A 24,488-nucleotide genomic window follows, 5' to 3' on the forward strand; every position below is an offset into this window, starting at 1 on the left:
GCAATCACGAGTACGACAATGACGCCTCATTTCCCCATTTACCTCGATTACGGCGCCACCACGCCGGTGGACCCGCGCGTGGCCGAAGCCATGATTCCCTGGATCAGCGAGCATTTCGGCAACGCGGCCTCGCGCAGCCATGCCTGGGGCTGGGAAGCCGAAGCGGCTGTCGAGAAGGCGCGCGAACAGGTGGCCGAACTGATCGGCGCCGATCCGCGCGAGATTGTCTGGACCAGCGGCGCGACCGAATCCGACAACCTGGCCATCAAGGGCGCTGCACACTTCTACAAGAGCCGCGGCAAGCACCTCATCACCGTCAAGACCGAGCACAAGGCCGTGCTGGACACCATGCGCGAGCTGGAGCGTCAGGGCTTTGAAGTGAGCTATCTGGATGTGCAGGAAAACGGCCTGCTGGATCTGGACGTGCTGAAGGCCACCATCCGTCCCGACACCATCCTGATCAGCGTGATGTTCGTGAACAACGAGATCGGCGTGATCCAGGACATTCCGGCCATCGGCGCACTGTGCCGCGAGAAGGGCATCGTGTTCCATGTGGACGCGGCGCAGGCCACCGGCAAGGTGGAGATCGACGTGAAGACCATGCCGATCGACCTGATGAGCCTGGCCAGCCACAAGACCTATGGCCCCAAGGGCATTGGCGCTCTGTACGTGCGCCGCAAGCCGCGTGTGCGCATCGAGGCGCAGATGCACGGCGGTGGCCACGAGCGCGGCATGCGCAGCGGCACGCTGCCCACCCACCAGTGCGTGGGCATGGGCGAGGCCTTCCGCATCGCACGCGAAGAGATGCAGAAGGACCACGAGCATGCCGCCCGTCTGCAGAAACGTCTGCTGGACGGTCTGAGCGGCATCGATCAGGTGTTCGTCAACGGTGACATGGAGCACCGCGTGCCGCACAACCTGAACATGAGTTTCAACTTCGTCGAGGGCGAGTCGCTCATCATGGGCATCAAGGGCCTGGCGGTGTCCAGCGGCTCTGCCTGTACCAGCGCCAGTCTGGAACCCAGCTACGTGCTGCGCGCCCTGGGCCGCAGCGACGAGCTGGCGCACAGCAGCCTGCGCATGACCTTTGGCCGTTTCACGACGGAAGAGGAGGTGGACTATGCGATCAATACCATCAAGGAAAACGTCGCCAAGCTGCGCGAACTGAGCCCGCTGTGGGAGATGCACCAGGAAGGCATCGACCTGAGCACCATCGAATGGGCGGCCCACTGATGAGCCACCTCGTCCTTGCCCCACGCGCGTTGCTGCGCACCGCCCCGGCGGTGGTGCTGCTGGCCGGCGCGTGGATGGCGCAGCCCGCGCAGGCTTCCACCCAGGTGGCCTGCCTGCTCGCCGGCAAGGTGCAGCAGGTGCAGCAGCAGCCGCTCAACGAGCGTATGGTGCGTGTGCAACTGCAGCAGGTGAAGGACGACAACACCGTGCGCAACGACGTGGAATGCAGCAAGCAGTTCCGCACCGGCGACTCCCTGTGGGTGAGCCTGGATGTGCGCACCAATGACAACACCAAGCTGCCCCGGGCGGGCGACCGCATCTGGCTGAGCTTTCGCTACGGCGATGACCGCAGCGGCACCGTCTGGCGGAAGTATGAATCCATCCCGCTGGGCAAATATCTGGAGAGAAAAAATGGCATACAGTGACAAGGTCATCGACCACTACGAGAACCCCCGCAACGTCGGCTCCTTTGACAAGTCCGACGAGTCCGTCGGTACCGGCATGGTGGGTGCACCGGCCTGTGGCGACGTGATGAAGCTGCAGATCAAGGTCAACCCGAGCACCGGCGTGATCGAGGATGCGCGTTTCAAGACCTATGGCTGTGGTTCTGCCATTGCCAGCAGCTCGCTGGTGACCGAGTGGGTCAAGGGCAAGACGCTGGACGAGGCCGCGGCGCTCAAGAACAGCCAGATTGCCGAAGAACTGGCACTGCCACCGGTGAAAGTGCACTGCTCCATCCTGGCGGAAGACGCCATCAAGGCGGCCGTGAACGACTACAAGAAGAAGCACGACGCAACTGCCTGATTTCCTGAACGGGAACAGCGCGATCTGACTGGCGGCTTGCCCTTTGGGTGGGCTTCTGCAATGGACAAAGACATGGCAATCACAATGACTGAAGCGGCGGCCCGCCACGTGAACCGCTCGCTCACCAAACGCGGCAAGGGTCTGGGAGTGCGCCTCGGCGTGAAGACCACGGGTTGCTCCGGCCTGGCCTACAAGCTCGAATATGTGGACGAGGCCGAGCCGGAAGACGTGATCTTCGAACAGCACGGCGTGAAAGTGCTGGTCGATCCGAAGAGCCTGTCGTACATCGACGGCACTGAGCTCGACTATGTGCGCGAAGGCCTGAACGAGGGCTTCAAGTTTCTCAATCCGCGCGAGCGCGACCGTTGCGGTTGCGGCGAGAGCTTCCGCGTCTGACGCAGCATGAACCTGCAGGACAACGATTTCGAACTGTTCCAGTTGCCGCTTCGGCAACAGCTGGATCTGGCCGACCTGGACCAGCGCTGGAAGACGCTGCAGCGCCAGGTGCACCCGGACCGCTTCGTGGCGCAGGGGGCTGCGGCGCAGCGGGTGGCCATGCAGTGGTCGGTGCGTATCAACGAAGCCTACCAGCGGCTGAAGGATCCGCTCAAGCGCGCGGCCTATCTGTGCGAACTGGCGGGTGTGCCGGTGGAAGCGCACAGCAACACGGCCATGCCGGCGGACTTCCTGATGCAGCAGATGGAATGGCGCGAGGCGCTGGATGATGCGGACGATGCAGGAGCCTTGCAGAGCCTGGCCGGCGAAGTGGAACAGGCACGGCGCGATGCATTGCAGCAGGTGACGAGCGCCATCGACGAACAGCAGGACATGCCCGCCGCGGCTGCGCTGGTGCGCCGCATGATGTTCATCCAGAAGTTTGCACAGGAAGTGCGTCAGCGGCAGTTGCAGCAGCAATTGCAGCAGGGCTGATCGTTCTGTCGGTGGCATTCACGCACCGCCGGTAAGGCTGCCGATGGGCAGGGTGGGGCGGGGCTCCAAGTCTGGGACAATACGGCCTGCCTCCAGAAGGCGGCCGGTTTTCCCCTCGTGCAGCGCAAACCGGCGTTGCACAGAAACAGTTTCTTTATGGCACTCCTCCAGATCTCCGAACCCGGGCAATCGCCCAATCCGCACGAGCGGCGCATTGCCGTCGGCATCGACCTGGGCACCACGCACTCGCTGGTGGCCTCCATGCGCCACGGCCTGGCCGAGTGCCTGCCGGATGCGGATGGCAAGGTGATTCTGCCTTCGGCGGTGCGCTATCTGGACAACGGTGGCCGCCAGATCGGCGCCGAGGCCTTGCGCCATCTGGCAGATGATCCGCAGAACACCATCGTGTCGGTCAAGCGCTTCATGGGGCGCAGCCTGGACGATATCCGCGCCAGCCATGGCGAGCATCTGCCCTACGAGTTTGTGGCAGAGGATCCGGCCAAGGGCATGGTGCGCATCCGCACGCGCGGCGGCGACAAATCTCCGGTGGAGGTGAGCGCCGAGATTCTGGCTACGCTGCGCTATCGCGCGGAAGATACTTTCAATGACGACCTGTACGGTGCCGTGATCACCGTGCCGGCCTATTTCGATGACGCCCAGCGCCAGGCGACCAAGGATGCGGCCCAGTTGGCCGGCCTGCAGGTACTGCGCCTGATCAACGAACCGACCGCGGCGGCCATTGCCTACGGGCTGGACAACGCCAGCGAAGGCGTCTATGCCGTGTTCGACCTGGGCGGCGGTACCTTCGATATTTCCATCCTGCGCCTGGCGCAAGGCGTGTTCGAGGTGATTGCCACCAGCGGCGATTCCGCGCTGGGCGGTGATGACTATGATCGCGCGCTGGTGCAACAGGTGCTGGAGCGCGCCGGCGTGTCGGTCGGCACTGCCGAAGACCGCGCGGCGTTGATGGTGGCGGCGCGAGCCTGCAAGCATGCGCTGACGGAAAGCGAAAGCGCAGAGTTCATCGCCGAGCTGTCCACCGGAACGCTGCAGCAGACCGTTACCCGTGCGGACTTCGACGCCGCTACCGCAGCCCTGACGCAGCGCTGCATGCAGGTGGTGCAGACCACGCTGCACGATGCGCAATTGCTGCCGTCGGATGTGCAGGGCGTGGTGATGGTGGGCGGCTCCACCCGCATGCCGCACATCCAGCAGGCCGTGGGCCGCTTCTTCGGCACCACGCCGCTGACCAACCTGAATCCCGACGAGGTGGTGGCGCTGGGCGCCGCCATCCAGGCCAACCAGCTGGCCGGCAACAGCACCAACGGCGAATTGCTGCTGCTGGACGTGATTCCGCTCTCGCTGGGCATCGAGACCATGGGCGGGCTGGTGGAGCGCATCATCCCGCGCAACCAGACCATTCCGGTGGCCATGGCGCAGGATTTCACCACCTATCAGGACGGCCAGACCGCCATGAGCCTGCACGTGGTGCAGGGCGAGCGCGACATGGTGCAGGATTGCCGCAGCCTGGCGCGCTTCACGCTGCGCGGCATTCCGCCCATGGCGGCCGGTGCAGCGCGCATCCGCGTGACCTTTACCGTGGATGCCGACGGCCTGCTGCACGTGAGCGCCCGCGAGCAGGGCAGTGGCGTGGAGGCCAGCATCGAGGTCAAGCCGAGCTACGGCCTGAGCGATGACGCCATCGCCACCATGCTGCAGGAAAGCTTCACTACCGCCGAACAGGACATGGCCGCGCGTGCGCTGGCAGAGGCCCGCGTCGATGCCGACCGCATGGTGCTGGCAACGCGCAGCGCCCTGGCGGCCGATGGCGACCTGCTCACAGAAGCCGAACGCCAGTCCATCGAATGGCTGATCGTGGCCCTGCAGGAAACGGCCAAGGGCAGCCAGCCAGCCGACATCGAGGCAGCCACCAAGGCGCTGGCTACCGGCACCGAAGCCTTTGCCGCCATGCGCATGAACCGCGGCATCCAGCAGGCGCTGGCCGGCCACAATATCGAAGAAATCTGATTTTCAGGAGCGGCACCCATGCCTATCATCAAGATCCTGCCCCACGCGGAATACTGTCCCGAGGGCACCGAAGTCCAGATCCCGACAGGCACCACCATCTGCCAGGGGCTGCTGGACAACAACATCAACATGGAGCACGCCTGCGACATGGTCTGCGCCTGCACCACCTGCCACGTCATCGTGCGCGAGGGCTTCAACAGCCTGAGCGAGCAGGACGAGTGCGAGGAAGACATGCTGGACCGTGCCTGGGGCCTGGAGCCCAACTCGCGCCTGTCCTGCCAGGCCATGGTGGGCACGCAGAACCTGACGATCGAGATCCCCAAGTACTCGATCAACCACGCCAAGGAAAACCACTGAGCGGCGGGTACTCACCCTGCATGTTTCACCCAGGGCTGCCGCGTGCAGCCCTTATCATTGCCCCATGCGCCAGATCATTCTCGACACCGAAACCACCGGCCTGGAAGTTTCCGACGGCAACCGCATCATCGAGATCGGCTGCGTGGAGCTGATCAACCGCCAGCTTACCGGCAACAACCTGCACCTGTACATCAACCCCGAGCGCGACAGCGAGGAGGGCGCGCTGCGGGTGCACGGGCTGACGACCGAGTTCCTGAGCGACAAGCCGAAGTTTGCGCAGATCGTGGAGGACTTTCTCGCCTATGTGCAGGATGCGGAAGTCATCATCCACAACGCGGCGTTCGATACGCGCTTTCTGGACCACGAACTGCAGTTGCTGGGCCGCGATCCGTTCCGCGCGCATGTGACCGGCGTAGTCGATTCGCTGGCGCTGGCCAAGGAGCAGTTTCCGGGCAAGCGCAATTCGCTGGATGCGCTGTGCGACCGTTTCGGCATCGACAACTCCAGCCGTACGCTGCACGGCGCCTTGCTGGACGCGGAGCTGCTGGCGGATGTATACATCAGCCTCACGCGCGGGCAGGAATCACTGATGATGGAGACGGGGCCGGGCGACGACAGCCAGGGCCCGGGTGCGGTGCTGGTGGATCTGAGCGGCATCCAGCTGCCGGTGCTGCGCGCCAGTGCGCATGAACTGGAGGCGCATGCCGCCATGTTGCTGGTGATCGACAAGGCCAGTGGCGACAAGACCATCTGGAAAAAAATTTCGACGGGCTTGCAGACAAGCTGAAAACCGTGCCATAATAGCGGCTTCAGCGGTTGACGAACACAAGTTCTTCAGCGGCAAACAAGACAAGGGTGATTAGCTCAGCGGTAGAGCACTGCCTTCACACGGCAGGGGTCACATGTTCGATCCATGTATCACCCACCATGTAAAGGCACTTGATGGCGACATCAGGTGCCTTTTTCTTTGGCGCGCAATCCCGGCGACATCGGCAGGCGGGATGCTGCGTGTAGTATTGCCTCACTTCCATCTCCAAACCCTGGACCGGCAGAAACGGCTGTGCTTCAGACAAGACGCCAGCAAGGCGCACAAAGAGGGTGTATGAGCGCAGACAACCATCCCCGCCAGGAAAACCCGCGCATCGGGCGCTATCTGGGCAATGCCGTGCGGCACGAAGTCATGGCGACGCTGTGGGTGATGCGGCGGGAGTGGGTGCTGTGGCTGGTGCCGCTGGCTGTGTTGCTGGTGCTGGCCTTCCTGCTGCTGCCGTTTCCGCCCGATACGCTGCGTATCGCCAGGGGACAGCCGGATTCCGGCATCGAGGCCATGGCCCGGCGCTATGCAGCGGAGCTGGCGCTGACGGGCGTCAAGGTGGAGTTTGTCGATTCCCAGGGCGCCCCCGACAATCTGCGGCTGGTGAGCGAGGATCGGGCGGAGGTGGGTTTTTCGCAGGCGGGACTGCCGCCGGTAAAGGAGGTGGAAAGCCTGGGCAGCGTTGCCTACCAGCCGCTGTGGCTGTTCCATCGTCCGTCCGTGGTGTCCGGGGAGAGCCTGGGTACCGCCTTGCGCGGCAAGCGGGTGGCGATCGGCTCGTCGGGAAGCGGTACGCAGCTGATGGCAAGGCGCCTGATGGAGCATCTGGCGCCCGAGATCCGGCAGTCCATCGAGACGGTGCCGCTGAGCAATGCCGAGATGGTGGCAGCGCTGCAATCGGGGGCGGTGGATGCGGGACTTCTTGCGTCCAGCTATGAGGCGGGTCATGTGCAGGCCTTGCTGCGCAATCGGGGGCTGGGGATGTGGAATTTTTCCCACATGGATGGCCATGCCAGGCTGGAACCGAATATCTATCCGGTGGTGATGCCGTCCGGTACGGCCATGCTGGAGCCGCCCTTGCCGGCGCAGGATATCCATATGGTGGCGGGCACCATGACGCTGGTGGTGCGACCTGAACTGCACAGCGCAACCAAGTATCTGCTGCTGGACATCAGCCGGCGTCTTGCGGCGGAGGAACTCGATCCGTTTACGGAACCGGGGGATTTTCCGGTGCTGGCGAGGGATGGGCTGGAGCATGGCAAGGTGGCGCGGCGCTACTACGAGAGCGGCTTGCCCACGGCCTGGAATTACCTGCCATACTGGCTGGCCACGCTGATCGACTCGGCCTGGCTGGGGCTGCTGGCGTTGCTGGGGCTGCTGTTCCCCTTGTTCAAGAGTTTGCCGAACAACCGCAGCCTGTATTACTCGGCACTGGAGAGCGAGCGTTATCACGATCTGCTGGAACTGGAAGCGGCACTGAGCCGGGCACGCGGGCGCAGCGACTTGCTGGCATTGCTCAAGCGGGTGCACGCCCTGCAGGAGCGGCTGCGATCCATGTGGCTGCCTCAGGGCGCAAAGCAGAAGTTCGGCACGCTGCTGACGGCCAGCATGGAGCTCGAGGCCAAAATTCGGGAGGCGTTGCGGCGCTAGGGCTCGGCACAGGGCCGGTCACAACCGCTTGGACATGCTGGCGCTTACTGCGACAGCGTCGAATACAGCCGTGTCAGCACCTTGGGCAGGCGCGTCGCATCCGGCACCACCACGTAATGGTGCGTGCCGAACAGGTGCGGCAGGTATTCGCCCGCCTCGCGGTCGATCGTCACGCAGAAGGGCACCAGCCCGGCCTTGCGCGCTTCCAGGACGGCCTGGCGCGTATCCTCGATGCCGTAGCGGCCTTCGTAGTGGTCCAGGTCATTCGGCTTGCCATCGGTCACCAGCAGCAGCAGGCGCTTGTGCGCGGGTTGCTTGAGCAGGATCTCCGTGGACTGGCGGATGGCCGCGCCCATGCGGGTGTAGAACCCCGGAGTCAGGGCAGCAATGCGGCCGCGCGTGACTTCGTTGTAGGATTCGTCAAAGCCCTTGAGCGTGAGGTAGCGCACCTGCTTGCGTTTGAGCGACGAAAAACCGTACAGCGCAAACGCATCGCCCGAGGCCTGCAGCGCCTCGGCAAACAGCATCAGGCTGTCCTTCACCACATCGATCACCGAGCTGGCTTGCTGGCCCTTGCCGACCCAGGCTTCGGTCGATAGCGACACGTCTGCCAGCAGCAGGCAGGCGAGGCTGCGCTCATTGCGCGGGGTATCCAGATAGAAGTTGCCGGTGGATTCGGCCTTGCCGGACTGCACTTCGGTAAAGAAGCGCACTACCCGATCCAGATCGAGGTCCATGCCGTCGATCTGGCCGAAGCGGCGGTTGCGCTGCGGTGCCAGCGCCTGGAACTGGCGGCGCAGGCGGTGTGCGCTGCGCTGCAGGCGTTCCGGCAGCTCGGTGGGGTGCGAGTTCTTCGGCAGCATGGGCTGCACGCAGCAATGTTCCGGCACCAGTTGCTGGGTGCGGTAATTCCACTCGGGCAGCAGAATGCCGGGGCCGAGCGGCGTGTCATCATAGTCGCTGGCCGGCAGGTCCAGATCGAGCTTGAGGCGGGAGGAGCGCTTCTTGGTGTCGCGCGCAATGGCCAGTTCGTCCATATCGTCGGCGGCGCGCAGGTCGCCCAACTCGTCATCGTCGTCGTGCCGGTTCACCTTGACGAAATTGTCCCAAGTGAAGATGGATTCGGCGCGGAAAATCATCAGCGGGCCGTTCTTGCGCTCGTCCTGCTCGGCCTGCTTGGCGCGGTAGCGGCGCTTCTTCTTCGACTCGGCCTGTTGGTGCTGGACTGCTTCGGGGTCGGTATCCTCGTCGTCACTTTTGCGCTGGGGTGTCGGCATGGACGGCGGCGCAGGGTGCGACCACAGATGCACCGGCATGATACCTTCCAGGCTGTTGACCGGGGTTGCGACGGGCTGGCCAGGATGCTCCAGCGCCGCGCGGATGGCCTTTTCCGTGTCGGCCTGGGCGGCCGGCATCATGGCCAGGTTGCCGCGCAGCGGAAGATAGGCTGCTACCAGTTCCCGATACACCTCTGCCAGCCCGGGCATGGCCGTCAGGCAGCGCTGCGTGGCCTCCTGGTTGGTGCGCAACCAGTCGCTTCGGGCTTCGCTCAGCTCGGGCACGTATTCGGCGCTGAGTGCCAGCAGCCAGAAGTACAGCTTGCGGTTCAGATCCTTCTGCGGAAACAGATCGATCTGCTCGGGCAGGAAGAGCGATTTGTCGTCGGCCCACGCCAGTTCCACCCGGTCATTGGTGCCGGCGATGCGTTCCAGCAAGGAGCGCTTGCCCTGGTGCTCGGTACCCACCGTGCTGCGCAGGCCCAGCGCAGGGTTGCCGCCCATGGCGCGGAAAAATACCGGCGCGAGTTTTTCCATGCTGTCCAGCCGCACGGAGGCCTGCGGATAGCCGCGATAGGCGGCTTTCCGGATCAGTGAGTCCCACCAGCTGCCGACTTTCTCTTCCATGGCCGTACTTCCTTCAGGCGATCAGTCAGGCCGGAAACTGCGTGTCGACAATGGATTGCAGTGCGGCAACCGTATCGGCTTCGTCCGACAGCGGCTCGACCAGCGCGGCGCTGCAGGCCATGCGCGGCGGCATGCCGGCGGCGATCAGCTTGGCGGCGTACACCAGCAGACGCGTGCTGACCGATTCTTCCAGGTCGTAGCCCTGCAGGCGCCGCAGGCTGGTGGCCAGGCCGACCAGGCGCTGGGCCACTTCGGCGCTCACGCCGCCTTCCTGCTGCACCACGCCGATTTCCACCTGCGGCGGCGGAAAATCGAAGGACATGGCGACGAAACGCTGGCGCGTGGACGGCTTGAGCGTCTTCAGCACGTGCTGGTACCCGGGGTTGTACGACACCACCAGCATGAAGCTGTCGGGTGCATGCAGCACCTCGCCGGTGCGCTCGATCGGCAGGATGCGGCGGTCATCGGTGAGCGGGTGCAGCACCACGGTGGTGTCCTTGCGCGCCTCGACCACTTCGTCCAGATAGCAGATGCCGCCCGTGCGTACGGCTTGCGTGAGCGGGCCGTCGCACCACACGGTGCTGCCGGCGGTGATCAAATGGCGGCCGATCAGGTCGGCAGCGGTGAGGTCGTCATGGCAGCTGACGGTGTACAGCGGCAGCTTCAGGCGCGCTGCCATATGGGCCACGAAACGGGTCTTGCCGCAGCCGGTGGGGCCTTTGATCAGCATGGGCAGGTGCTGCTTCCAGGCCTCCTCGAACAATTCGCATTCCTGGCCGGTGGGCTGGTAGTAGGGGATATCGAAGACGGGTTCGTTCATGGCGTTCATCAGGGGTACTCCATAATCGTTGCGAAGCGCCGGCGTTCACCAGAAGGCCAGCATCAGGCCGCCACAGGCCAGCGCGAGCCAGAGTTGCACGAAAAGGCGCAGGTAGAGCGGGGCGTGGCGCAATTCCATGAAATGCTCGGCCACCAGAAAGCCCTTGATCCAGGCCATGGCCAGGGCGACGATGCCAAGGCGGAAGGGCCAGGCAATGCCGGACTCGGCAAGAAAGGCCGCGACGCCCGTGAGGGTCAGCAGAATCGCCGTGATGATGGCGATCCCGACGGGAAAACTGGAACTGCGCATGGGGGCACTATCTCCTGAACAGGCAGGCGCCGCATTGACGCCGGCGAAGAAAACGGGGCTTCAGTGGGCGATGTAGACCAGTGCAAACAGCACCAGCCAGACGAGGTCGACCATGTGCCAGTAGGACGCCACGGTTTCCACCCAGTAGGCCTGCTCTTCGCCGCAGCTTGCCACGGATCGCAGGCGCACCCACACCATGCCGATAAAGACCATGCCCAGAATGACGTGGAGGTAGTGGAAGAAGGTGAGCGAGAAATAGAACATCCAGTAGTCGTCGGTGGCCATGTCGTAGCCGGCATTGAGCTTCACCACGAAGTCGGTCATTTTCAGCATGAGAAAGCCGGCGCCGAAGGCCAGCGCCGTCATCAGCGCCTTGCGTACCTGAGCCGGCTGCGCCTGCGGCCGCGTGGCCAGCGATACGGCCCAGGCGGCAGCGGCACTGCCGAGAATCAGCAGCACGGTGTTGATCAGGGCCAGCGTCAGATCCAGTTGCGCCTGGCCCTGCAGGAAGACTTCGGGCTGCTTCGCGCGCGACCAGGCATAGGCACCGAAGAAGAAGCCGAACACGGCCAGCTCGATCATGATGAAGATCCACATCGCCATGTCGCCGGGGATGTGGCGTTCGCCGGGGATACGGCGTGGAGCCGGGGGCGTGGTGTCGGGGGGAAGGGGGGTGGACCTTGCGTCGGACTGCATGCAATGCCTCCTGAAAGCCGGAGCATGGCCCGGCAGAAATAAAAAGGGGCGGCGTTGCCGCGCCGCCCCAAAGCCGCCCCGGAAAGCGGCTGGGTGAAAATCCGGTGATCAGCGCAGGGCCTTGGCTTTCTCGCCTCCGTTGAAGAAGCTCCAGACATAGGCACCCAGGCCAGCCAGGAAGGTGAAGCCGGCAATCAGGCGCAGGTAGTAGAAGATCACGATCTTGTCCTGCGTCATCATGAAGTTCAGCGGCGTGTCGCTATAGCGCTGCAGCCAGACCTGCACGATGCCGGCGCCCGTCAGGAACAGGGTGATGAACACCATGGAGACGGTCATCAGCCAGAAGCCCCACATTTCCCAGATCTGCGACCGGTTGCTGTTGGCTTCGCGGCCGTTGATGATGGGCATGGTGTAGGAGATCATGCACATCACGACCATGGCGTAGGCACCGTAGAAGGCCATGTGGCCGTGGCTGGCAGTGATCTGCGTACCGTGCGTCCAGTAGTTGACGAAGGACAGGGTGTGCAGGAAGCCCCACACGCCGGCGCCCAGGAAGCCCATCACGGCGCAGCCCAGAGCCCACAGCACGGCGGCCTTGTTGGGGTGCTCGCGGCGGCGCTTGTTGACCACGTTGAAGGCGAAGATCGTCAGCATGAAGAAGGGGATCGGCTCCAGGGCGGAGAACACGGAACCCCACACCAGCCAGAAGCCGGGCGTACCAATCCAGAAGTAGTGGTGGCCGGTACCGATGATGCCGGAGATCAGCGTCATGGCGATGATCAGGTACAGCCATTTTTCGATCACTTCGCGGTCGACGCCGGTCACCTTCACCAGCACGAAGGCCAGCATGGCGCCCATGATCAGTTCCCACACGCCTTCCACCCACAGGTGCACCACCCACCACCAGTAGAACTTGTCACGGGCGAGGTTGTGCGGGTTGTAGAACGCGAACAGGAAGAAGATGGCCAGGCCCCACAGACCGATCATCATCACCAGGCTGATGGTGGTCTTGCGACCCTTGGCCATGGTCATGGACAGGTTGTACAGGAAGCCCAGGGCCACGACCACGATGCCGATCTTGGTGATCAGCGGCTGCTCCAGGAACTCGCGCCCCATGGTGGCCAGCAGGTCGTTGCCGGTCATCTCGGCCAGCGTGGAGTAGGGCACCATCAGGTAGCCGACGATGGTCAGCGCACCGGCAACCAGGAAGATCCAGAACAGCGCAAGCGCCAGTTTCGGGCTGTGCAACTCGCGTTCGCACTCTTCGGGAATCAGGTAGTAGCCTGCGCCCATGAAGCCGAACAGCAGCCACACGATCAGCAGGTTGGTGTGCACCATGCGGGCGATGTTGAACGGAATCGCCGGGAACAAGAAGTCGCCCCAGATGTACTGCGCGCCCATGATCAGGCCGAAGATGATCTGGCCGACGAACAGGCCGATGGCGGCGATGAAATACGGCTTGGCGACCGCCTGTGAGGCGTACTTAACTTTGGCCGGGCTGGGAGCCACGTCGGCCGGCGCCACGGGTGCCAGTCTTTCGGCATCCACAGGCAAGGTTACGCTTGTCATGCTTTTCTCCTCAATCGTTTAAAGAATAGTTCCGGACCGGGGGTCAGCCTTCCTTGTTGGGCGGCCAGTTGTGGGTCTTGATTTCGGAGCTGTATTTCAGGAATGCCACCAGATCGTCGAGCTGGGCGTCGGTCAGGTGGAAGTTGGGCATCTGGCGGCGGCCGGGAACCTTGCTCGGCTGGGATTTCATCCAGGCCTTGATGAACTCGGGACCACGGCGCGGGTACACGTTGCCGAGTTCGGGCGCGAAGTACGCGCCTTCACCCAGCATGGTGTGACAGCCGATGCAGTTGTTGGTTTCCCAGATCTTCTTGCCGCGCACCACCTGGTCGGTAATGGCGGCGCGGTTGTCGTACTGGGGGAAGCTCCGCTCGGTCTGGAATGTGAGTGCCAGAAAGAGCAGGAAGAAGAACGTCGATCCGCCGTAAAAGATATTACGGGCCGTCGACTTGGTGAAGCTAGCTGCCATGCCACATCCTTTCTGTAAGTGCCTTTGCAACACGATGTAATGTAAGTTTCACGCGGCTCCGGAGGCATTGACCCCAATCAATCAAAAACCGGCCGGTCCGTTTGTACACTGGAGCCTCGAAATCGGCAGTACAAGGATGGTTATTCATGAAGAACACCAAGAATGCATGCACAGTGGAGACCACCGGTGCTTCGCGGCCCGAATCGGGGCCGCTGGTCAGCCTGGTAGGAGCAGGCCCGGGCGACCCGGAGCTCCTGACGCTGCGGGCGCTACGGCGGCTGCGCGAGGCAGACGTGGTGCTTTACGATCTGCTGGTTTCGCAAGAGATCCTCGACTTGATTCCCGAACGGTGCGAATGCATTTGCGTAGGCAAGCGTGCAAACAGGCATATGTTGCCACAGGAAGAGACAAACCGCATGATTGTCAACAAGGCGCGTAAGGGCTTGCGGGTGGTTCGCCTCAAGGGCGGCGATCCGTTCATGTTCGGCCGCGGCGGCGAGGAGATGCAGGAACTGGCCAGCGAGGGCATTCCCTGCGAGGTGGTGCCGGGTGTGACGGCGGCCATGGGGGCGGCATCCAGCACCGGCATTCCGCTCACGCACCGCGATCATGCGCAGATGGTGAGTTTCGTGACGGGACACCGCAAGAAGGACTGTGATGATCTGGAATGGGTGCGCCACCTCAACCCGGCGTCCACGCTGGTGGTGTACATGGGTTTGGGCGAGGCGCCGCGCATTGCGGCCGAGCTGATGGCGCACGGCCACGCTGCCGAAACGCCGGTGGCGGCTGTGGCCAGTGCCACCACGCCGCAGCAGCGCGTGGTGACGACCACGCTGGGTGCGCTGGCGCAGACGCTGGCAGGCTCAGGACTGGAGTCGCCGGTGCTGCTGATCATCGGCAGCGTGGTGACGCTGCATGGGGATCTCTACCCGCTGATCGAGCAGGCGAAGCGGGGCATGCCGGAAATGGCCTGAGCAGCCAGCTTGCTTGCCCTGCTCGGAGTGTTCGGGCGGATGACCGCCCAGCGCAGCACACGGTCACTCGGCTGGCGGCAATCGGCAGGCGGAACAGTGGCGCCGCTTTATGTTGGACACGCGTGCGCGCCCCGTCAGTCTTCCTCGGGAAATTCTGGCGCGATGCGCATCAGCACGCCGTCGTAATTCTCCTCGGGCTCGACGCGATAATCCAGCCCGCGATCGGCCAGCATGGACACCAGCGGCTGCGGAAAGCGCGGCAGCAGGAAGGCCCAGTAGCCGCAGGCGGGCACGGGGTCGGCAATGGCGTCCATGATGACCAGCATGGGTTCTGGCGGCGGCAACTTGCGCAGGTCGATCGGCTTGACCGGTTCGGATGCGTGGCTGTCAGTCATGGAGGCTCCCGGGGAATGTTGTTATTGGCTGGTGGGCTGGATGGCCCGGACCTGCCGGACATCCGGCAGGGGTCAGGATTTGGTCTTGGCAGAGGTTTGTGCGAACAGCAGCATGCCCGAGGGGTTGCTGACGGTGATGTCCTTGCCGTCGACCTGGATGAAGCCGGCCGTGGTGAGCTGGTTGAGCACGCGCGAGAAGGTCTCGGGTGCCAGGCTCAGGCGCGAAGCGATCAGGTTCTTGTTGACGGGCAGGCTGACGGTGAAAGCCTCTGCTTCCGGCGTCTCGCTCAGTTGTACCAGATAGCCCGCAACGCGCTGCAGCGGGTTTTCCATGGAGTAGCGCTCCACGTCCTGCACGAAGGTGTGCAGGCGCATGGACAGGCCGGCCAGCAGGTGGCGCGCGAAGGACTTGTCGGTTTCGATGGCGTCGGAAATCACGCTCTCGCTCACGTGCAGCAGCATGCTGTCTTCGAGCACATGGGCGCTGACCGGATAGGGGCGACGCAGGAACATGACGGCTTCGCCGAAGCTCTGGCCGGTCTGCACGATCTCGATGACCTTCTCGTTGCCCTGCGGCGAGGTGATGAAGAGCTTGACGCGGCCATAGACCACCAGCCAGAGCCCGTCGCAGGGGTCGTCGCGGTGGAACAGGTCGCGGCCTTTTTCGATGCGGATTTCCCGGATGCCGGGCATGAGGGACTCGATCTGGGCGTCGTTCAGCTCCTGGAACAGGGGTTGGTAGCGAACCAGCTTGCGGACGTCGACTTCTTTTCTCATGCCTCGGATCTGACAGGGGGGTTGGGACTGGCCGCCAATCAGTGGCTGGTGCCCTCCGATCGCGTGACCTTGTTGTAGACATTGTATTTGCCAATCGGCTTGGACATGGGCAATGCCTTGACCTCGCGGAAGGTCTTTGCGTCGACAATGACCAGTTCTCCGGGATTTTCCATGATGCTGACCAGCGCGTAGCGGCCGTCGCGCGTGAATTCGACGTGGGCGTTGGTCTTGCCGGGGCGCAGCCTGAGCTGGCGCACGACTTCCAGCGTGCGCTTGTCGATGATGGAGATGGTGTCTTTCGCCGTCGGCGACATCATGGAATCGACCCAGGCGTAGGGGGTGTCTTCATGGCTGCGCAGGAAGAAGCCGGGGCCGGGGATGGGGATCTCCTTGGCCACTTTCCAGCTCTGCATGTCGATCACGGTGACCGTGGGCGTGTTCAGGTTGGTGGAGGCCATGTAGAGGCGGCCGTTGGCCTTGAAGGTGATGCCCGAGCCCAGGTGCGGCATGCCGCGCAACGGCAGCTCGGCGACCTTGCCACGCGAGACCAGCGAGATGACCTGCGCCTTGCCGTCGCGCGAGGCACCCATGACGTACTTGTAGTCGGGGTCGAAGTAGAAGTCGTCCAGCACCATCTGCAGCGGCGTGACGCGCGGATTGAGGAAGCCCTTGGTGGGGATGCCTTCCTTCATCTTGTAATCGTGCACGAAGCCGGAGTAGAAGGGCTCGGCCTTGGGGTCGTAGGAGATGCTCCAGAGTTCGGGGGCGTCCTTGAGGGCGACGACGAAGCTGTTGCGGGGGGCGGCGTCATACACGGCGGAGACGCGAGAAGACTTGCCTTCGCGGTCCTTCACCGGGTAGGTGCGCACCGGCTTGAGGCCGCGTGCGTCCAGCAGTACCAGATTCTGCGGCAGGGTGTTGCCGGCCAGCACCCACTTGCCGTCGGAGGAGACCGCCACGTTGCGCGTGTTGATGCCGACGCGAATTTCCGCCACCTTCTTCAGCGTGTACAGGTCGTACTGGCTGACCCAGCCGTCGCGGCTGGCGAAGTAGACGAAGCGGCCATCCGGCGTGAATTTCGGGCCGCCGTGCAGCGCGAAATGCGATTGGAAGCGCGTGATGGGGGTGAAGGTGTCGCCGTCGATCACGCTGACATGGTGGTCGCCGGCTTCCACCACCACGAACAGGTTGTGCGGATCATTGACCTTGAAGGCGGGCTTGACCTTGTCGGAGTAGTCGGGCTTGACGAACTCGCGGTGCGAGGCGCGCATTTCGGCCGCGGTCCAGCCGACCGGCTTGGCGGGGGGCTGCTGGACCCAGCGCGCCAGGCCCTGGATTTCGGGTTCGCTGAGTTTTCCGGCGTATCCTGCCATCTGCGTGGCGGGGCGGCCTTCGCGGATCACGCGCAGTACTTCGGCGGGCTTGATGCGCTCCAGATTCTCGGGCAGCAGGGCGGGGCCCATGGCGCCCAGCCGCTCGCTGCCGTGGCAGCTGGCGCATTGCTGGCGGTAAAGGGTGGCGAGACGGGCGTCGGGGATGGCGGCCGGCTGGTGCGAGCGCTGCATCCATTCCAGCATCTGGGTGTTGCCGCTGCCAGGCGCAGCCTGGGCGCAAACGGTGAACGTCAGGCCGGCAAGGCTGCCCAGCCCCACCATGATGGTGGCAAGGGTGCGTGCGAGGGGGGTGGCCCTGCGGGAAATCATGCCTGGGCGCATGGTGCGACCTCCTGTTCGTCGAGGGAAAGCGGCTGGATCGGAATGCTGCGCAGGCGGCGGGCCAGACGGTGTTCTTCTTCGGAATAGCTGCCGGGCGCAATGCCCAGTTCGGCATCGCTCAGGTAGCAGGCCGGGTCGGCGGCCCAGTAGTCGCCCGTCAGTTCCCAGGCGCGCACGCGGGTGTTGCCGTTGCACAGCGTGAGGTACTGGCAGCTGGCGCAGCGGCCGGTGACCGGGCGCGGCGCCTGCTTGAGGCCCGCCATGAGCGGGTGGCTGGTGTCCTGCCAGATGTCGCCGAAGCTGCGCTCCTTCACGTTGCCGAGGCGGATCTTCCACCACATGGTGTCGGGGTGCACATAGCCGCGGTTGTCGATGTTGGCCACGTTCACGCCGCTGCTGTTGCCGCCCCAGCTGTAGAGTTTCTGCTCGAGTTGGGCAATCTTTTCTTCCTTTTCGGGAAAATGCTTGCGTGCCCATTGCAGCAGATAAACACCATCGGCATCGTTGTTGCCGGTCACGAACTCGCGCGGGCGGCCGTTGCGGATGCTGGCCGCGCAGGCGTCGATCAGCATGTCCATGGCCCAGCGTGTGCGCTGGTGCAGGGCGTCGGTCTCGCGGTTGGCATTGCCGCGGCCGGCGTAGTTGAGGTGCGAGAAATAGAACTTGTCGATGTCCTCGTCATCCACCAGTTGGAGCAGGGCGGGCAGGTCGTGCGCGTTTTCTTCCGTCATGGTGAAGCGCACGCCCACTTTCATGCCATGGTCGTGGCACAGGCGGATGCCGCGCATGGACTGCTCGAAGCTGCCGGGCAGGCCGCGGAAGGCGTCATGCGTGGCGCCGATGCCGTCCAGGCTGACACCGATGTAGTCGAAGCCGATCGAGGCGATATGGCCCACGTTGTGTTCGTCGATCAGCGTGCCGTTGCTGGACAGGCCGGTGTACATGCCCTTGGCCTTGGCGCGGGCGGCGATTTCGAAGATGTCCGGACGCATCAGCGGTTCGCCGCCGGAGAGGATGAGCACGCGCACGCCGCTGTCGTACAGGTCGTCCATCACGCGGAATACTTCAGCGGTGTCCAGCTCGCCGGCAAAGTCCTTGTTGGCGGCGCTGGCGTAACAGTGCTGGCAGGTGAGGTTGCAGCGCCGGATCAGGTTCCAGATGACGACCGGGCCGCTGGGCTTGCGGGCTGGAACGAATCGGTCGGGCTGCTCGGACAGCAGGCCTTGCAGATAGGTGGTGAGGCGCAGCATGGGGGTACTCCGTAAACTTCAACGAAAGTAGATCACAGACGGCCGCGGGTGCACTTAATTGCCGTCAATCCTCTGGAAGCTCGCTCGGGCTGCGCCCGGCATGAGGCAAGTGCCCGATCCCGCATTTTCCGCTATTTGCACTGTCCGGCCATTTAAACACGCAGGCCGGATTTTTTCAGGATGCGGGTGGAAAACAGGGCGTCATGCCGGCGGCAGTCGGGGCCGAGCAATTGGCGCACCTGATCGATCTGCTCCAGCACGCTTTCGCGGCTGGCGCCGTGGCACATGGCGAACAGGTTGTAGGGCCACAGCGGCAGATCGCGCGGGCGGCGGTAGCAGTGGGTGACGAAATCCAGCGCGCCAACCTGCGGGCCGAGGCGCGCGATGGCGGCATCGTCCACGTCGAACACGCCCATGGCATTGAAGCGGTAACCGATGGCGTAGTGGTTGGGCACCACGCCGATGCGGCGGATGATGCCGGCATCGAGCAATTGCTGCAGGCGCTGCAGGACGCGTTGCTCGGGCCAGCCGAGTTGCGCCGCCAGCGTGGCGTAGGGGGTATCGGTGTCGAGCGCGAGGCCGGCCTGGCTGGCGCGGATCAGGGGCCAGTCTTCGTCCTGCAGTGCGAATGCCGCATCAGTCGGGAAGGTCATCGGTCCGCCTGCCTGGGGCTCCAGCATGCCCACCGGGGCTTCGCCCCCTACGGTGAACCGCATGCCGACGAAGTATTCCTCAAGCTTGGGAAAGGCATGCACCGGCAGTCCGGTAGCCTGTTCGATCTCGGCAATCGCCTGTTGCATGGCGGCGGGAGTGGAGGTGGCCAGCACGAACCACATGTTCAGCGCATGTTCGCGCCGGTAGTTGTGGGCCACGGCGTCGAAGGCATTGACCTGGGCAGTGACGGTTTCGTAGCGTTCTTCGGGCACCTGCAGCGCAGCCAGCACGAACTGGCCGCCCATGCGCTCGATCTGGAACAGCGGGCCGAAGCGGGTCAGCACCTTGCGTTCGAGCAGGCTGGCGATGGCGTCGCGCAAGTGCGGGCCGCTGATGCCAAGGCGTGCGCCAGCTTGCTCGAACGGCCGGGTGTGCAGCGGAAAACCGCCCTGCAGCGTATTGACGATGTGGGTTTCCGGTTCCGTCAGCGTCACCGCTTGGCGCCGGGAGTCCGAAGAGGCTCGGGCCGGTGTGTCGGGGTGCGGGGGGGCGTCAGCTTGCGGCATAGGGGCGCGTCCTTCCATACAGGGCGCCGCTCTGCTTGAAACGGCGGGTGGAAAACAGCACGGCGTGCGGCATCTGCTGCAGGCCGGCAGCCTGGTTCAGTTCGGCCACGCGCAGGCTCACTTCGGAGCGGTCCTTGCCGTGCACCATGCAGAACAGGTTGTAGGGCCAGTGGCTGCCGCGCGCCGGGCGCGCATAGCAGAGGTTGACGCCATGCTGCGCGGCTAGCGCTTCGCCCTTGGCATCGCGCTGCCCGGCCGGCACCTGCCAGACGCACATGGCATTGGCGGTGTAGCCGAACTCGTGGTGGCGCACGATCAGGCCGAGGCGGCGCAGCACGCCGCTGTCCAGCCACTCGGTCAGCTGGTCGAGCACTTGCTGTTCGCTCCAGCCCATGGATTGCGCCACGGCGGCATAGGGCTGGGGTACCAGCGGCAGGCCATGGCCGAGGGCGGCCATCAGCTGGCGTTGTTCGGGGCTGATGTGCAGCAAGGCCGCAGGGGCAGGGCGGTGGGCCACCTTGCTGCCGTCATGCAGCGAAAAGCCGAGGTCCACGTGGTATTCGGCTTCCAGCGGCAGGTCGAGCACGGTCTGGCCCAGTGCCTGGCCGATTTCTGCGAGCACGCGCTGCAGCCCGGTGCGGTCCAGCGCCGCTACTACGAACCACAGGTTATAGTGGTGCTCGCGCAGGTAGTTGTGGTTGACTTCCGGGTAGCGGTTGATAAGCGCGGCGGCTGCTTCGATCTGGCCGGGCGGCACAGTCACCGCTGCCAGCGTGCTGGCGCCGACGGTGTTGGGAGCAAAAATGCCGCCAACCCGGCTCAGCAGCTTCTGGTCCAGCGCCTGTTGCAGCAAGGCGAGCAGCGCCGCTTCATCCAGACCATGCGCAGCAGCCATGCGCGCAAAAGGCCTGGATTCGAGCGGAAAATCCCGTTGCCAGGCATCCAGCAAGGGCATGTGCGGCGAGGCCGTGGGGTACTGCATGGCGGAAATTTACATACCCATGCGACTGGCGCGCCAGGTGAAGAAAATCCCGGACGGGCTTTCTGCCGGCAGCACCTTGCGCGTGGCATAGCTTTGCGTGTCGATCACCACCACCTTGTTCTCGTCGCGGCTGGAAACCCAGATCTCGTCGCCCTTGGGCGAGAACTCCATGTGCAGGATGGCCTTGCCCGGCTTGAGCGTCTGCACCACCTGCATGCTGGGCACGTCGATCACCTGCAGCGTGTCGTTGTGCGGGAAGGCGAAGTTGACCCACACCTTGCGACCGGAAGGTTCGGCCATCACGAACACCGGCTGGCCGTACACCGGCACGGCGGTCACCTGGTTCCAGCTGCGGTTGTCCGCCACCAGTACCTGCTTGTGGCCGATGGCCGGCAGGAAGGCGTAGTCGCCCGAGATGGCCCAGCCGCGCAGGTGCGGCATCTTGTAGACGGGCTGTTTTTCGCGGCCCTTGCCGTAATCGGGCAGGATGCGGCGCACCTGCAGGTCCCTGGCCCAGGTATCGAGCATGGCCAAGCCATCCTCGCCGTACAGGCCGGCAATGTAATAGCGGCCGTTGGAGCTGCCCAGGCCGTCATATGGCTGCTTGCCGACGTTGGGAAATTTGGTGATCTTGGGCTGGCGCGGGTTGCTGGCGTCGATCATCCAGATTTCGCCGGCCTCGAACAGGCTGTAGGCAAAGCGCTGGCCGGGCAGGTCGGCCAGGCCGACCACCTTGGAGTGCTTGCCGTCGGGGCCTACGGCGGGGATGTCGGCCAGCAGTTCCAGCGTGTCGGCATCGAACAGCTTGACGCCGCCGGGCTCGTAGTTCTGGGCGGCGAGGATGCGGCCGTCGGTCGATACCGCACCGCCGATGCTGTTGCCGGCCTGGATCACGCGCTTGACCAGCTTGTGCGTGAGCATGTCGACCTTGCTCAGGCCGCCATCGCGGCCGAATACATAGGCGTAGCGCGTGTCGCGCGAGAACACGACGGAGGCGTGCGACAGGTCACCCAGGCCCTTGACGCGGGCGAGGCTGGTGTCCTGGCTGTTTTCGACGATCTGCACACTGCCGGTGGCACGCTCGATGACGACGCCGAGGTCGCCAGTGCCACGCACGGCGCCGCCGCTGGTGGCGCAGCCGGCCAGCGCCAGAGCGGTCACCAGGGCGGAGAGGGCGCCCGGCAGGCGGCGCAGGGTGTTGCTGGAGAAGTTGGTCATGGTGTGCTCCCTGAATGTCTTACGGATGCTTTCCGGCCTGCAGCAGCTCCACCATCCAGCGGGCTTCCTGCTCGTTCATGAACGGATGCCAGGGTGGCATGGCGGTGCCGGGGCGGCCACCCATGATGGTGGCGACCAGGCTGTCCACCGGCTTGCCGCGCAGGGCCTCGGCAGTGAGCGGGGTGCCCAGGCCGCCCTGCATTGTCATTCCATGGCAGGCGCCGCAATCCTGCTTGAGCAGGTGCAGCAGTTCACGCTGGCGGGCTTCGGTGGGAACGGGGGCAGATTCCTGCGCTTGGGCCAGGCTGGCCAGGCAGGCGCCACACATCACGAGGATTCTTATCAACTGCAACATCTCGCGTCACCATGGGGTTGGGTTGAGGTCAAGTATAGGAGGGAGCCGGCCATGCTTTCTTGATTGCCGGCAACCCTGAAAAAAGGCCGGACGGTTGCCCGCCCGGCCTGTGCTCCTTTCAGGAAAGGGCGTGGATCAGTACACGTCGTGCTGGGTGTTGTAGACGTTGAACTTGCCGGTCGGCGTGATCAGGCGCTTGTCCTTGATCACGGTCTTGCAGGCGCGGGTCTTGTCGTCCACCACCACAATGGCGGATTCCTTGTCCTTGGCGCTCCAGACGGAGAACCAGATCTCGTCACCGGCCTTGTTGTACTCGGGCTGTACCACGCGCTTGGCACCGTCGTCGCCGATCTTGGCGCAGGCCGCGATGTCGATCACCTGTGGCTTGTCGTCCAGCTTGTTGATGTCATACACGACCACGCTCTGGCTGATCTTGGCATCCGGGTGGAGCGGGGTGTCGATCCACAGGTTCTTGGACTTGGGATGGGTCTTGATGAACAGCGAGCCGCCGCCCTGGCCCTTGATGGTCTGCACCACTTTCCAGGCGTTGGCCTTGTTCTTGACCGGATCCGTACCGATCAGGCTGATGCTCTCGTCACCCAGGTGGGACGTTGCCCACACCGGACCGAACTTGGGATGCTTGAAGTTGGCGCCACGGCCCGGGTGCGGGGTCTTGCCCACATCGACCAGAGCGGCCAGCTTGTCTTCCTTGGTGTCGACCACGGCGATCTTGTTGGAGGCGTTGGCTGCCGTCATGAAGTAGCGGCCGGTGCTGTCGAAGCCACCGTCGTGCAGGAACTTGGCAGAATCCAGCACCGTCATCTTCAGGTTGGCCAGGTCGGAGTAGTCGACCATGTAGATCTTGCCGGTTTCCTTGGCGTTGACCAGGAATTCGGGGCGGTAGTGGCTGGCCACGATGGCAGCGACGCGCGGTTCGGGGTGGTACTCGTTGTCTACCGTCATGCCACGGGTGGAAACCACCTTGCGCGGCTTGAGCGTATCGCCGTCCATGATCACGAATTGCGGCGGCCAGTAGGTGCCCGCAATTGCCAGCTTGTCTTCAAAGCCCTTGAACTTGGAGGTTTCCACCGAGCGGGCCTCCAGACCGACCTTGACTTCGGCCACGTTGTCCGGCTTCTCCATCCACAGGTCGATCAGGTTCAGGCGTGCGTCGCGGCCGATCACGTACAGGTAGCGGCCGGACTTGGACATGCGGGAGATGTGCACCGCGTAGCCGGTCTTGACGATGTTGATGATCTGCTTGGTGTCACCATCGATCAGCGCCACTTCGCCGCTGTCACGCAGGGTGACGGAGAAGATGTTGTCGATGTTGAAATTGTTCATCTTCTTGGTCGGACGCTTGTCGACCGGAATGTACTCCTTGCGGGAGCTCTCGATGTCGGCCAGCGAGAATTCCGGCGGGGTGGGCGGTTCCTGCTGGATGTAGCGGGCCATCAGGTCCACGTCTTGGGCGGACATTTCGCCGCTGGTCTGCCAGTTGGGCATGCCGGCAGGGCTGCCGTAGGCAATGAAGGTCTTCAGGTACTCGGTGCCGCGCTCCAGCGTGATGTCGGTGGTGAGCGGCTTGCCGGTGGCGCCCTTGCGCAGCACGCCGTGGCAACCGGCACAGCGCTGGAAGTAGATTTCCTTGCCGCGCTCGAATTCGGCCTGCGTCATCTGCGGGGCCTTGGGGTTGACGTTCTGGTGCAGGGCTGCTGCGCCTACCGGCGAGGAGCCGGCGTTGGCATAGGTGGCGGCAGTGCTGTCGCCGTGGCTGGCTGCATCGGCCTTGGCAGCGGCGTTTTCAGCCGTGGCGGCTGGAGCCTGTGCACTGGCCGCAGCCGCAGCAGAAGCGGTAGAGGCAGGAGCGGCCGTGGGGGCTGCGTCCTGTTTGTTGTTGCATCCGGCTACGGAGAGGCCGACGACTGCCAGGGCGGCAGCAAGGTACTTCAGCTGGAACGGGCTCATATAAAGACTCCAGGTTGTTGGCGAGGGGTTCGGTAAGAATCATCGCCTTGG

General features: G+C 64.0%; 25 protein-coding genes and 1 tRNA gene. 11 read left to right on the forward strand and 15 right to left on the reverse strand.

The features are described 5' to 3' along the window. The first annotated feature begins 18 nt into the window (after nt 1-18). The 10 genes from ACX36O_RS05575 (at nt 19) to ACX36O_RS05620 (ending at nt 7,816) form a co-directional block, all read left to right on the forward strand. On the forward strand, nt 19-1,233 hold the full coding sequence (locus tag ACX36O_RS05575) for an IscS subfamily cysteine desulfurase (RefSeq protein WP_213360377.1): 1,215 nt from the start codon (nt 19-21) through the stop codon (nt 1,231-1,233). Next, complete coding sequence (locus tag ACX36O_RS05580) at nt 1,233-1,658, forward strand: hypothetical protein (protein ID WP_213360378.1); 426 nt, start codon at nt 1,233-1,235, stop codon at nt 1,656-1,658. The genes ACX36O_RS05575 and ACX36O_RS05580 overlap by 1 nt, the downstream gene beginning before the upstream one ends. Then, the gene (gene iscU / locus ACX36O_RS05585; RefSeq protein WP_213360379.1) at nt 1,645-2,037 is read left to right on the forward strand and encodes a Fe-S cluster assembly scaffold IscU; all 393 of its coding nucleotides are present in this window, start codon (nt 1,645-1,647) and stop codon (nt 2,035-2,037) included. Before ACX36O_RS05580 ends, iscU begins: the two co-directional genes overlap by 14 nt. Nucleotides 2,038-2,109: 72 nt before the next feature. Continuing rightward, on the forward strand, nt 2,110-2,433 hold the full coding sequence (gene iscA / locus ACX36O_RS05590) for an iron-sulfur cluster assembly protein IscA (RefSeq protein WP_213360380.1): 324 nt from the start codon (nt 2,110-2,112) through the stop codon (nt 2,431-2,433). Between the two features lie 6 nt (nt 2,434-2,439). Then, nucleotides 2,440-2,967, forward strand: a complete 528-nt coding sequence (gene hscB, locus ACX36O_RS05595; protein ID WP_213360382.1) for a Fe-S protein assembly co-chaperone HscB — start codon at nt 2,440-2,442, stop codon at nt 2,965-2,967. A gap of 156 nt (nt 2,968-3,123) precedes the next feature. Then, a complete protein-coding gene (hscA, locus tag ACX36O_RS05600) occupies nt 3,124-4,995 on the forward strand; it encodes a Fe-S protein assembly chaperone HscA (RefSeq protein WP_488360176.1) in 1,872 nt (623 codons plus the stop codon). Nucleotides 4,996-5,013: 18 nt separating this feature from the next. Beyond that, nucleotides 5,014-5,352: an ISC system 2Fe-2S type ferredoxin gene (gene fdx / locus ACX36O_RS05605; RefSeq protein ID WP_213360385.1), complete on the forward strand. Its 339-nt coding sequence runs from the start codon at nt 5,014-5,016 to the stop codon at nt 5,350-5,352. Nucleotides 5,353-5,416: 64 nt separating this feature from the next. Beyond that, nucleotides 5,417-6,139, forward strand: a complete 723-nt coding sequence (dnaQ, locus tag ACX36O_RS05610; RefSeq protein WP_213360386.1) for a DNA polymerase III subunit epsilon — start codon at nt 5,417-5,419, stop codon at nt 6,137-6,139. A gap of 66 nt (nt 6,140-6,205) precedes the next feature. Further along, nucleotides 6,206-6,280: transfer RNA gene (locus ACX36O_RS05615), tRNA-Val, on the forward strand. 174 nt (nt 6,281-6,454) lie between these two features. After that, complete coding sequence (locus tag ACX36O_RS05620; RefSeq protein WP_371698885.1) at nt 6,455-7,816, forward strand: TAXI family TRAP transporter solute-binding subunit; 1,362 nt, start codon at nt 6,455-6,457, stop codon at nt 7,814-7,816. A gap of 44 nt (nt 7,817-7,860) precedes the next feature. Here the strand turns inward: ACX36O_RS05620 and ACX36O_RS05625 are convergent, their stop codons facing one another. The 6 genes from ACX36O_RS05625 to ACX36O_RS05650 all read right to left on the reverse strand — a co-directional run bounded on the left by ACX36O_RS05625 (nt 7,861) and on the right by ACX36O_RS05650 (nt 13,583). Further along, complete coding sequence (locus tag ACX36O_RS05625; protein WP_488360177.1) at nt 7,861-9,720, reverse strand: nitric oxide reductase activation protein NorD; 1,860 nt, start codon at nt 9,718-9,720, stop codon at nt 7,861-7,863. A 25-nt stretch (nt 9,721-9,745) separates the two neighbouring features. Then, complete coding sequence (locus tag ACX36O_RS05630) at nt 9,746-10,549, reverse strand: AAA family ATPase (RefSeq protein ID WP_488360178.1); 804 nt, start codon at nt 10,547-10,549, stop codon at nt 9,746-9,748. Between the two features lie 36 nt (nt 10,550-10,585). Beyond that, the gene (locus ACX36O_RS05635; RefSeq protein WP_213360396.1) at nt 10,586-10,849 is read right to left on the reverse strand and encodes a cytochrome C oxidase subunit IV family protein; all 264 of its coding nucleotides are present in this window, start codon (nt 10,847-10,849) and stop codon (nt 10,586-10,588) included. A 60-nt stretch (nt 10,850-10,909) separates the two neighbouring features. Beyond that, nucleotides 10,910-11,545: a cytochrome c oxidase subunit 3 gene (locus tag ACX36O_RS05640; RefSeq protein ID WP_371686366.1), complete on the reverse strand. Its 636-nt coding sequence runs from the start codon at nt 11,543-11,545 to the stop codon at nt 10,910-10,912. Between the two features lie 108 nt (nt 11,546-11,653). After that, nucleotides 11,654-13,114: a cbb3-type cytochrome c oxidase subunit I gene (locus ACX36O_RS05645; protein WP_213360401.1), complete on the reverse strand. Its 1,461-nt coding sequence runs from the start codon at nt 13,112-13,114 to the stop codon at nt 11,654-11,656. Nucleotides 13,115-13,157: 43 nt separating this feature from the next. Next, nucleotides 13,158-13,583: a c-type cytochrome gene (locus ACX36O_RS05650; RefSeq protein ID WP_213360403.1), complete on the reverse strand. Its 426-nt coding sequence runs from the start codon at nt 13,581-13,583 to the stop codon at nt 13,158-13,160. A 146-nt stretch (nt 13,584-13,729) separates the two neighbouring features. Here ACX36O_RS05650 and cobA point away from each other — a divergent pair, with 146 nt between their 5' ends. Further along, a complete protein-coding gene (gene cobA / locus ACX36O_RS05655) occupies nt 13,730-14,557 on the forward strand; it encodes a uroporphyrinogen-III C-methyltransferase (protein WP_213360405.1) in 828 nt (275 codons plus the stop codon). 134 nt (nt 14,558-14,691) lie between these two features. Here the strand turns inward: cobA and ACX36O_RS05660 are convergent, their stop codons facing one another. The 9 genes from ACX36O_RS05660 to ACX36O_RS05700 form a co-directional block, all read right to left on the reverse strand. Then, nucleotides 14,692-14,952, reverse strand: coding sequence for a sulfurtransferase TusA family protein (locus ACX36O_RS05660; RefSeq protein WP_213360408.1), 261 nt, complete (start codon nt 14,950-14,952; stop codon nt 14,692-14,694). 72 nt (nt 14,953-15,024) lie between these two features. Then, nucleotides 15,025-15,729: a Crp/Fnr family transcriptional regulator gene (locus tag ACX36O_RS05665; protein WP_213360410.1), complete on the reverse strand. Its 705-nt coding sequence runs from the start codon at nt 15,727-15,729 to the stop codon at nt 15,025-15,027. 38 nt (nt 15,730-15,767) lie between these two features. Beyond that, entirely contained in the window at nt 15,768-17,306 is a 1,539-nt protein-coding gene (locus ACX36O_RS05670) for a cytochrome D1 domain-containing protein (RefSeq protein ID WP_371686419.1), read from the reverse strand. Nucleotides 17,307-17,428: 122 nt separating this feature from the next. Beyond that, complete coding sequence (nirJ, locus tag ACX36O_RS05675) at nt 17,429-18,694, reverse strand: heme d1 biosynthesis radical SAM protein NirJ (RefSeq protein ID WP_213360412.1); 1,266 nt, start codon at nt 18,692-18,694, stop codon at nt 17,429-17,431. A 152-nt stretch (nt 18,695-18,846) separates the two neighbouring features. Next, complete coding sequence (ahbB, locus tag ACX36O_RS05680; RefSeq protein WP_371686368.1) at nt 18,847-19,842, reverse strand: siroheme decarboxylase subunit beta; 996 nt, start codon at nt 19,840-19,842, stop codon at nt 18,847-18,849. Nucleotides 19,843-19,900: 58 nt separating this feature from the next. Next, complete coding sequence (gene ahbB, locus ACX36O_RS05685) at nt 19,901-20,896, reverse strand: siroheme decarboxylase subunit beta (RefSeq protein ID WP_371686369.1); 996 nt, start codon at nt 20,894-20,896, stop codon at nt 19,901-19,903. Between the two features lie 9 nt (nt 20,897-20,905). Beyond that, nucleotides 20,906-22,114, reverse strand: coding sequence for a cytochrome D1 domain-containing protein (locus tag ACX36O_RS05690; RefSeq protein WP_213360417.1), 1,209 nt, complete (start codon nt 22,112-22,114; stop codon nt 20,906-20,908). 19 nt (nt 22,115-22,133) lie between these two features. Continuing rightward, nucleotides 22,134-22,442 carry a c-type cytochrome gene (locus ACX36O_RS05695; RefSeq protein WP_250130992.1) on the reverse strand — a complete coding sequence of 103 codons (309 nt, stop codon included), beginning with the start codon at nt 22,440-22,442 and terminating at the stop codon, nt 22,134-22,136. 162 nt (nt 22,443-22,604) lie between these two features. Then, nucleotides 22,605-24,437 (reverse strand): nitrite reductase, encoded by a 1,833-nt coding sequence (locus tag ACX36O_RS05700; RefSeq protein ID WP_250130993.1) that lies wholly within the window; start codon nt 24,435-24,437, stop codon nt 22,605-22,607. Nucleotides 24,438-24,488 lie beyond the last annotated feature (51 nt).

It is taken from the genome of Brachymonas sp. KE5 (genome assembly GCF_057773645.1).

Bases quoted from the DNA above. Each gene is read 5' to 3' on its own strand.
- ACX36O_RS05575 (WP_213360377.1), top strand. From the start codon at position 19: ATGACGCCTCATTTCCCCATTTACCTCGATTACGGCGCCACCACGCCG.
- ACX36O_RS05580 (WP_213360378.1), top strand. From the start codon at position 1,233: ATGAGCCACCTCGTCCTTGCCCCACGCGCGTTGCTGCGCACCGCCCCG.
- iscU (WP_213360379.1), top strand. From the start codon at position 1,645: ATGGCATACAGTGACAAGGTCATCGACCACTACGAGAACCCCCGCAAC.
- iscA (WP_213360380.1), top strand. From the start codon at position 2,110: ATGGCAATCACAATGACTGAAGCGGCGGCCCGCCACGTGAACCGCTCG.
- hscB (WP_213360382.1), top strand. From the start codon at position 2,440: ATGAACCTGCAGGACAACGATTTCGAACTGTTCCAGTTGCCGCTTCGG.
- hscA (WP_488360176.1), top strand. From the start codon at position 3,124: ATGGCACTCCTCCAGATCTCCGAACCCGGGCAATCGCCCAATCCGCAC.
- fdx (WP_213360385.1), top strand. From the start codon at position 5,014: ATGCCTATCATCAAGATCCTGCCCCACGCGGAATACTGTCCCGAGGGC.
- dnaQ (WP_213360386.1), top strand. From the start codon at position 5,417: ATGCGCCAGATCATTCTCGACACCGAAACCACCGGCCTGGAAGTTTCC.
- ACX36O_RS05620 (WP_371698885.1), top strand. From the start codon at position 6,455: ATGAGCGCAGACAACCATCCCCGCCAGGAAAACCCGCGCATCGGGCGC.
- ACX36O_RS05625 (WP_488360177.1), bottom strand. From the start codon at position 9,720: ATGGAAGAGAAAGTCGGCAGCTGGTGGGACTCACTGATCCGGAAAGCC.
- ACX36O_RS05630 (WP_488360178.1), bottom strand. From the start codon at position 10,549: ATGAACGCCATGAACGAACCCGTCTTCGATATCCCCTACTACCAGCCC.
- ACX36O_RS05635 (WP_213360396.1), bottom strand. From the start codon at position 10,849: ATGCGCAGTTCCAGTTTTCCCGTCGGGATCGCCATCATCACGGCGATT.
- ACX36O_RS05640 (WP_371686366.1), bottom strand. From the start codon at position 11,545: ATGCAGTCCGACGCAAGGTCCACCCCCCTTCCCCCCGACACCACGCCC.
- ACX36O_RS05645 (WP_213360401.1), bottom strand. From the start codon at position 13,114: ATGACAAGCGTAACCTTGCCTGTGGATGCCGAAAGACTGGCACCCGTG.
- ACX36O_RS05650 (WP_213360403.1), bottom strand. From the start codon at position 13,583: ATGGCAGCTAGCTTCACCAAGTCGACGGCCCGTAATATCTTTTACGGC.
- cobA (WP_213360405.1), top strand. From the start codon at position 13,730: ATGAAGAACACCAAGAATGCATGCACAGTGGAGACCACCGGTGCTTCG.
- ACX36O_RS05660 (WP_213360408.1), bottom strand. From the start codon at position 14,952: ATGACTGACAGCCACGCATCCGAACCGGTCAAGCCGATCGACCTGCGC.
- ACX36O_RS05665 (WP_213360410.1), bottom strand. From the start codon at position 15,729: ATGAGAAAAGAAGTCGACGTCCGCAAGCTGGTTCGCTACCAACCCCTG.
- ACX36O_RS05670 (WP_371686419.1), bottom strand. From the start codon at position 17,306: ATGCTGGAATGGATGCAGCGCTCGCACCAGCCGGCCGCCATCCCCGAC.
- nirJ (WP_213360412.1), bottom strand. From the start codon at position 18,694: ATGCTGCGCCTCACCACCTATCTGCAAGGCCTGCTGTCCGAGCAGCCC.
- ahbB (WP_371686369.1), bottom strand. From the start codon at position 20,896: ATGCAGTACCCCACGGCCTCGCCGCACATGCCCTTGCTGGATGCCTGG.
- ACX36O_RS05690 (WP_213360417.1), bottom strand. From the start codon at position 22,114: ATGACCAACTTCTCCAGCAACACCCTGCGCCGCCTGCCGGGCGCCCTC.
- ACX36O_RS05695 (WP_250130992.1), bottom strand. From the start codon at position 22,442: ATGTGTGGCGCCTGCCTGGCCAGCCTGGCCCAAGCGCAGGAATCTGCC.
- ACX36O_RS05700 (WP_250130993.1), bottom strand. From the start codon at position 24,437: ATGAGCCCGTTCCAGCTGAAGTACCTTGCTGCCGCCCTGGCAGTCGTC.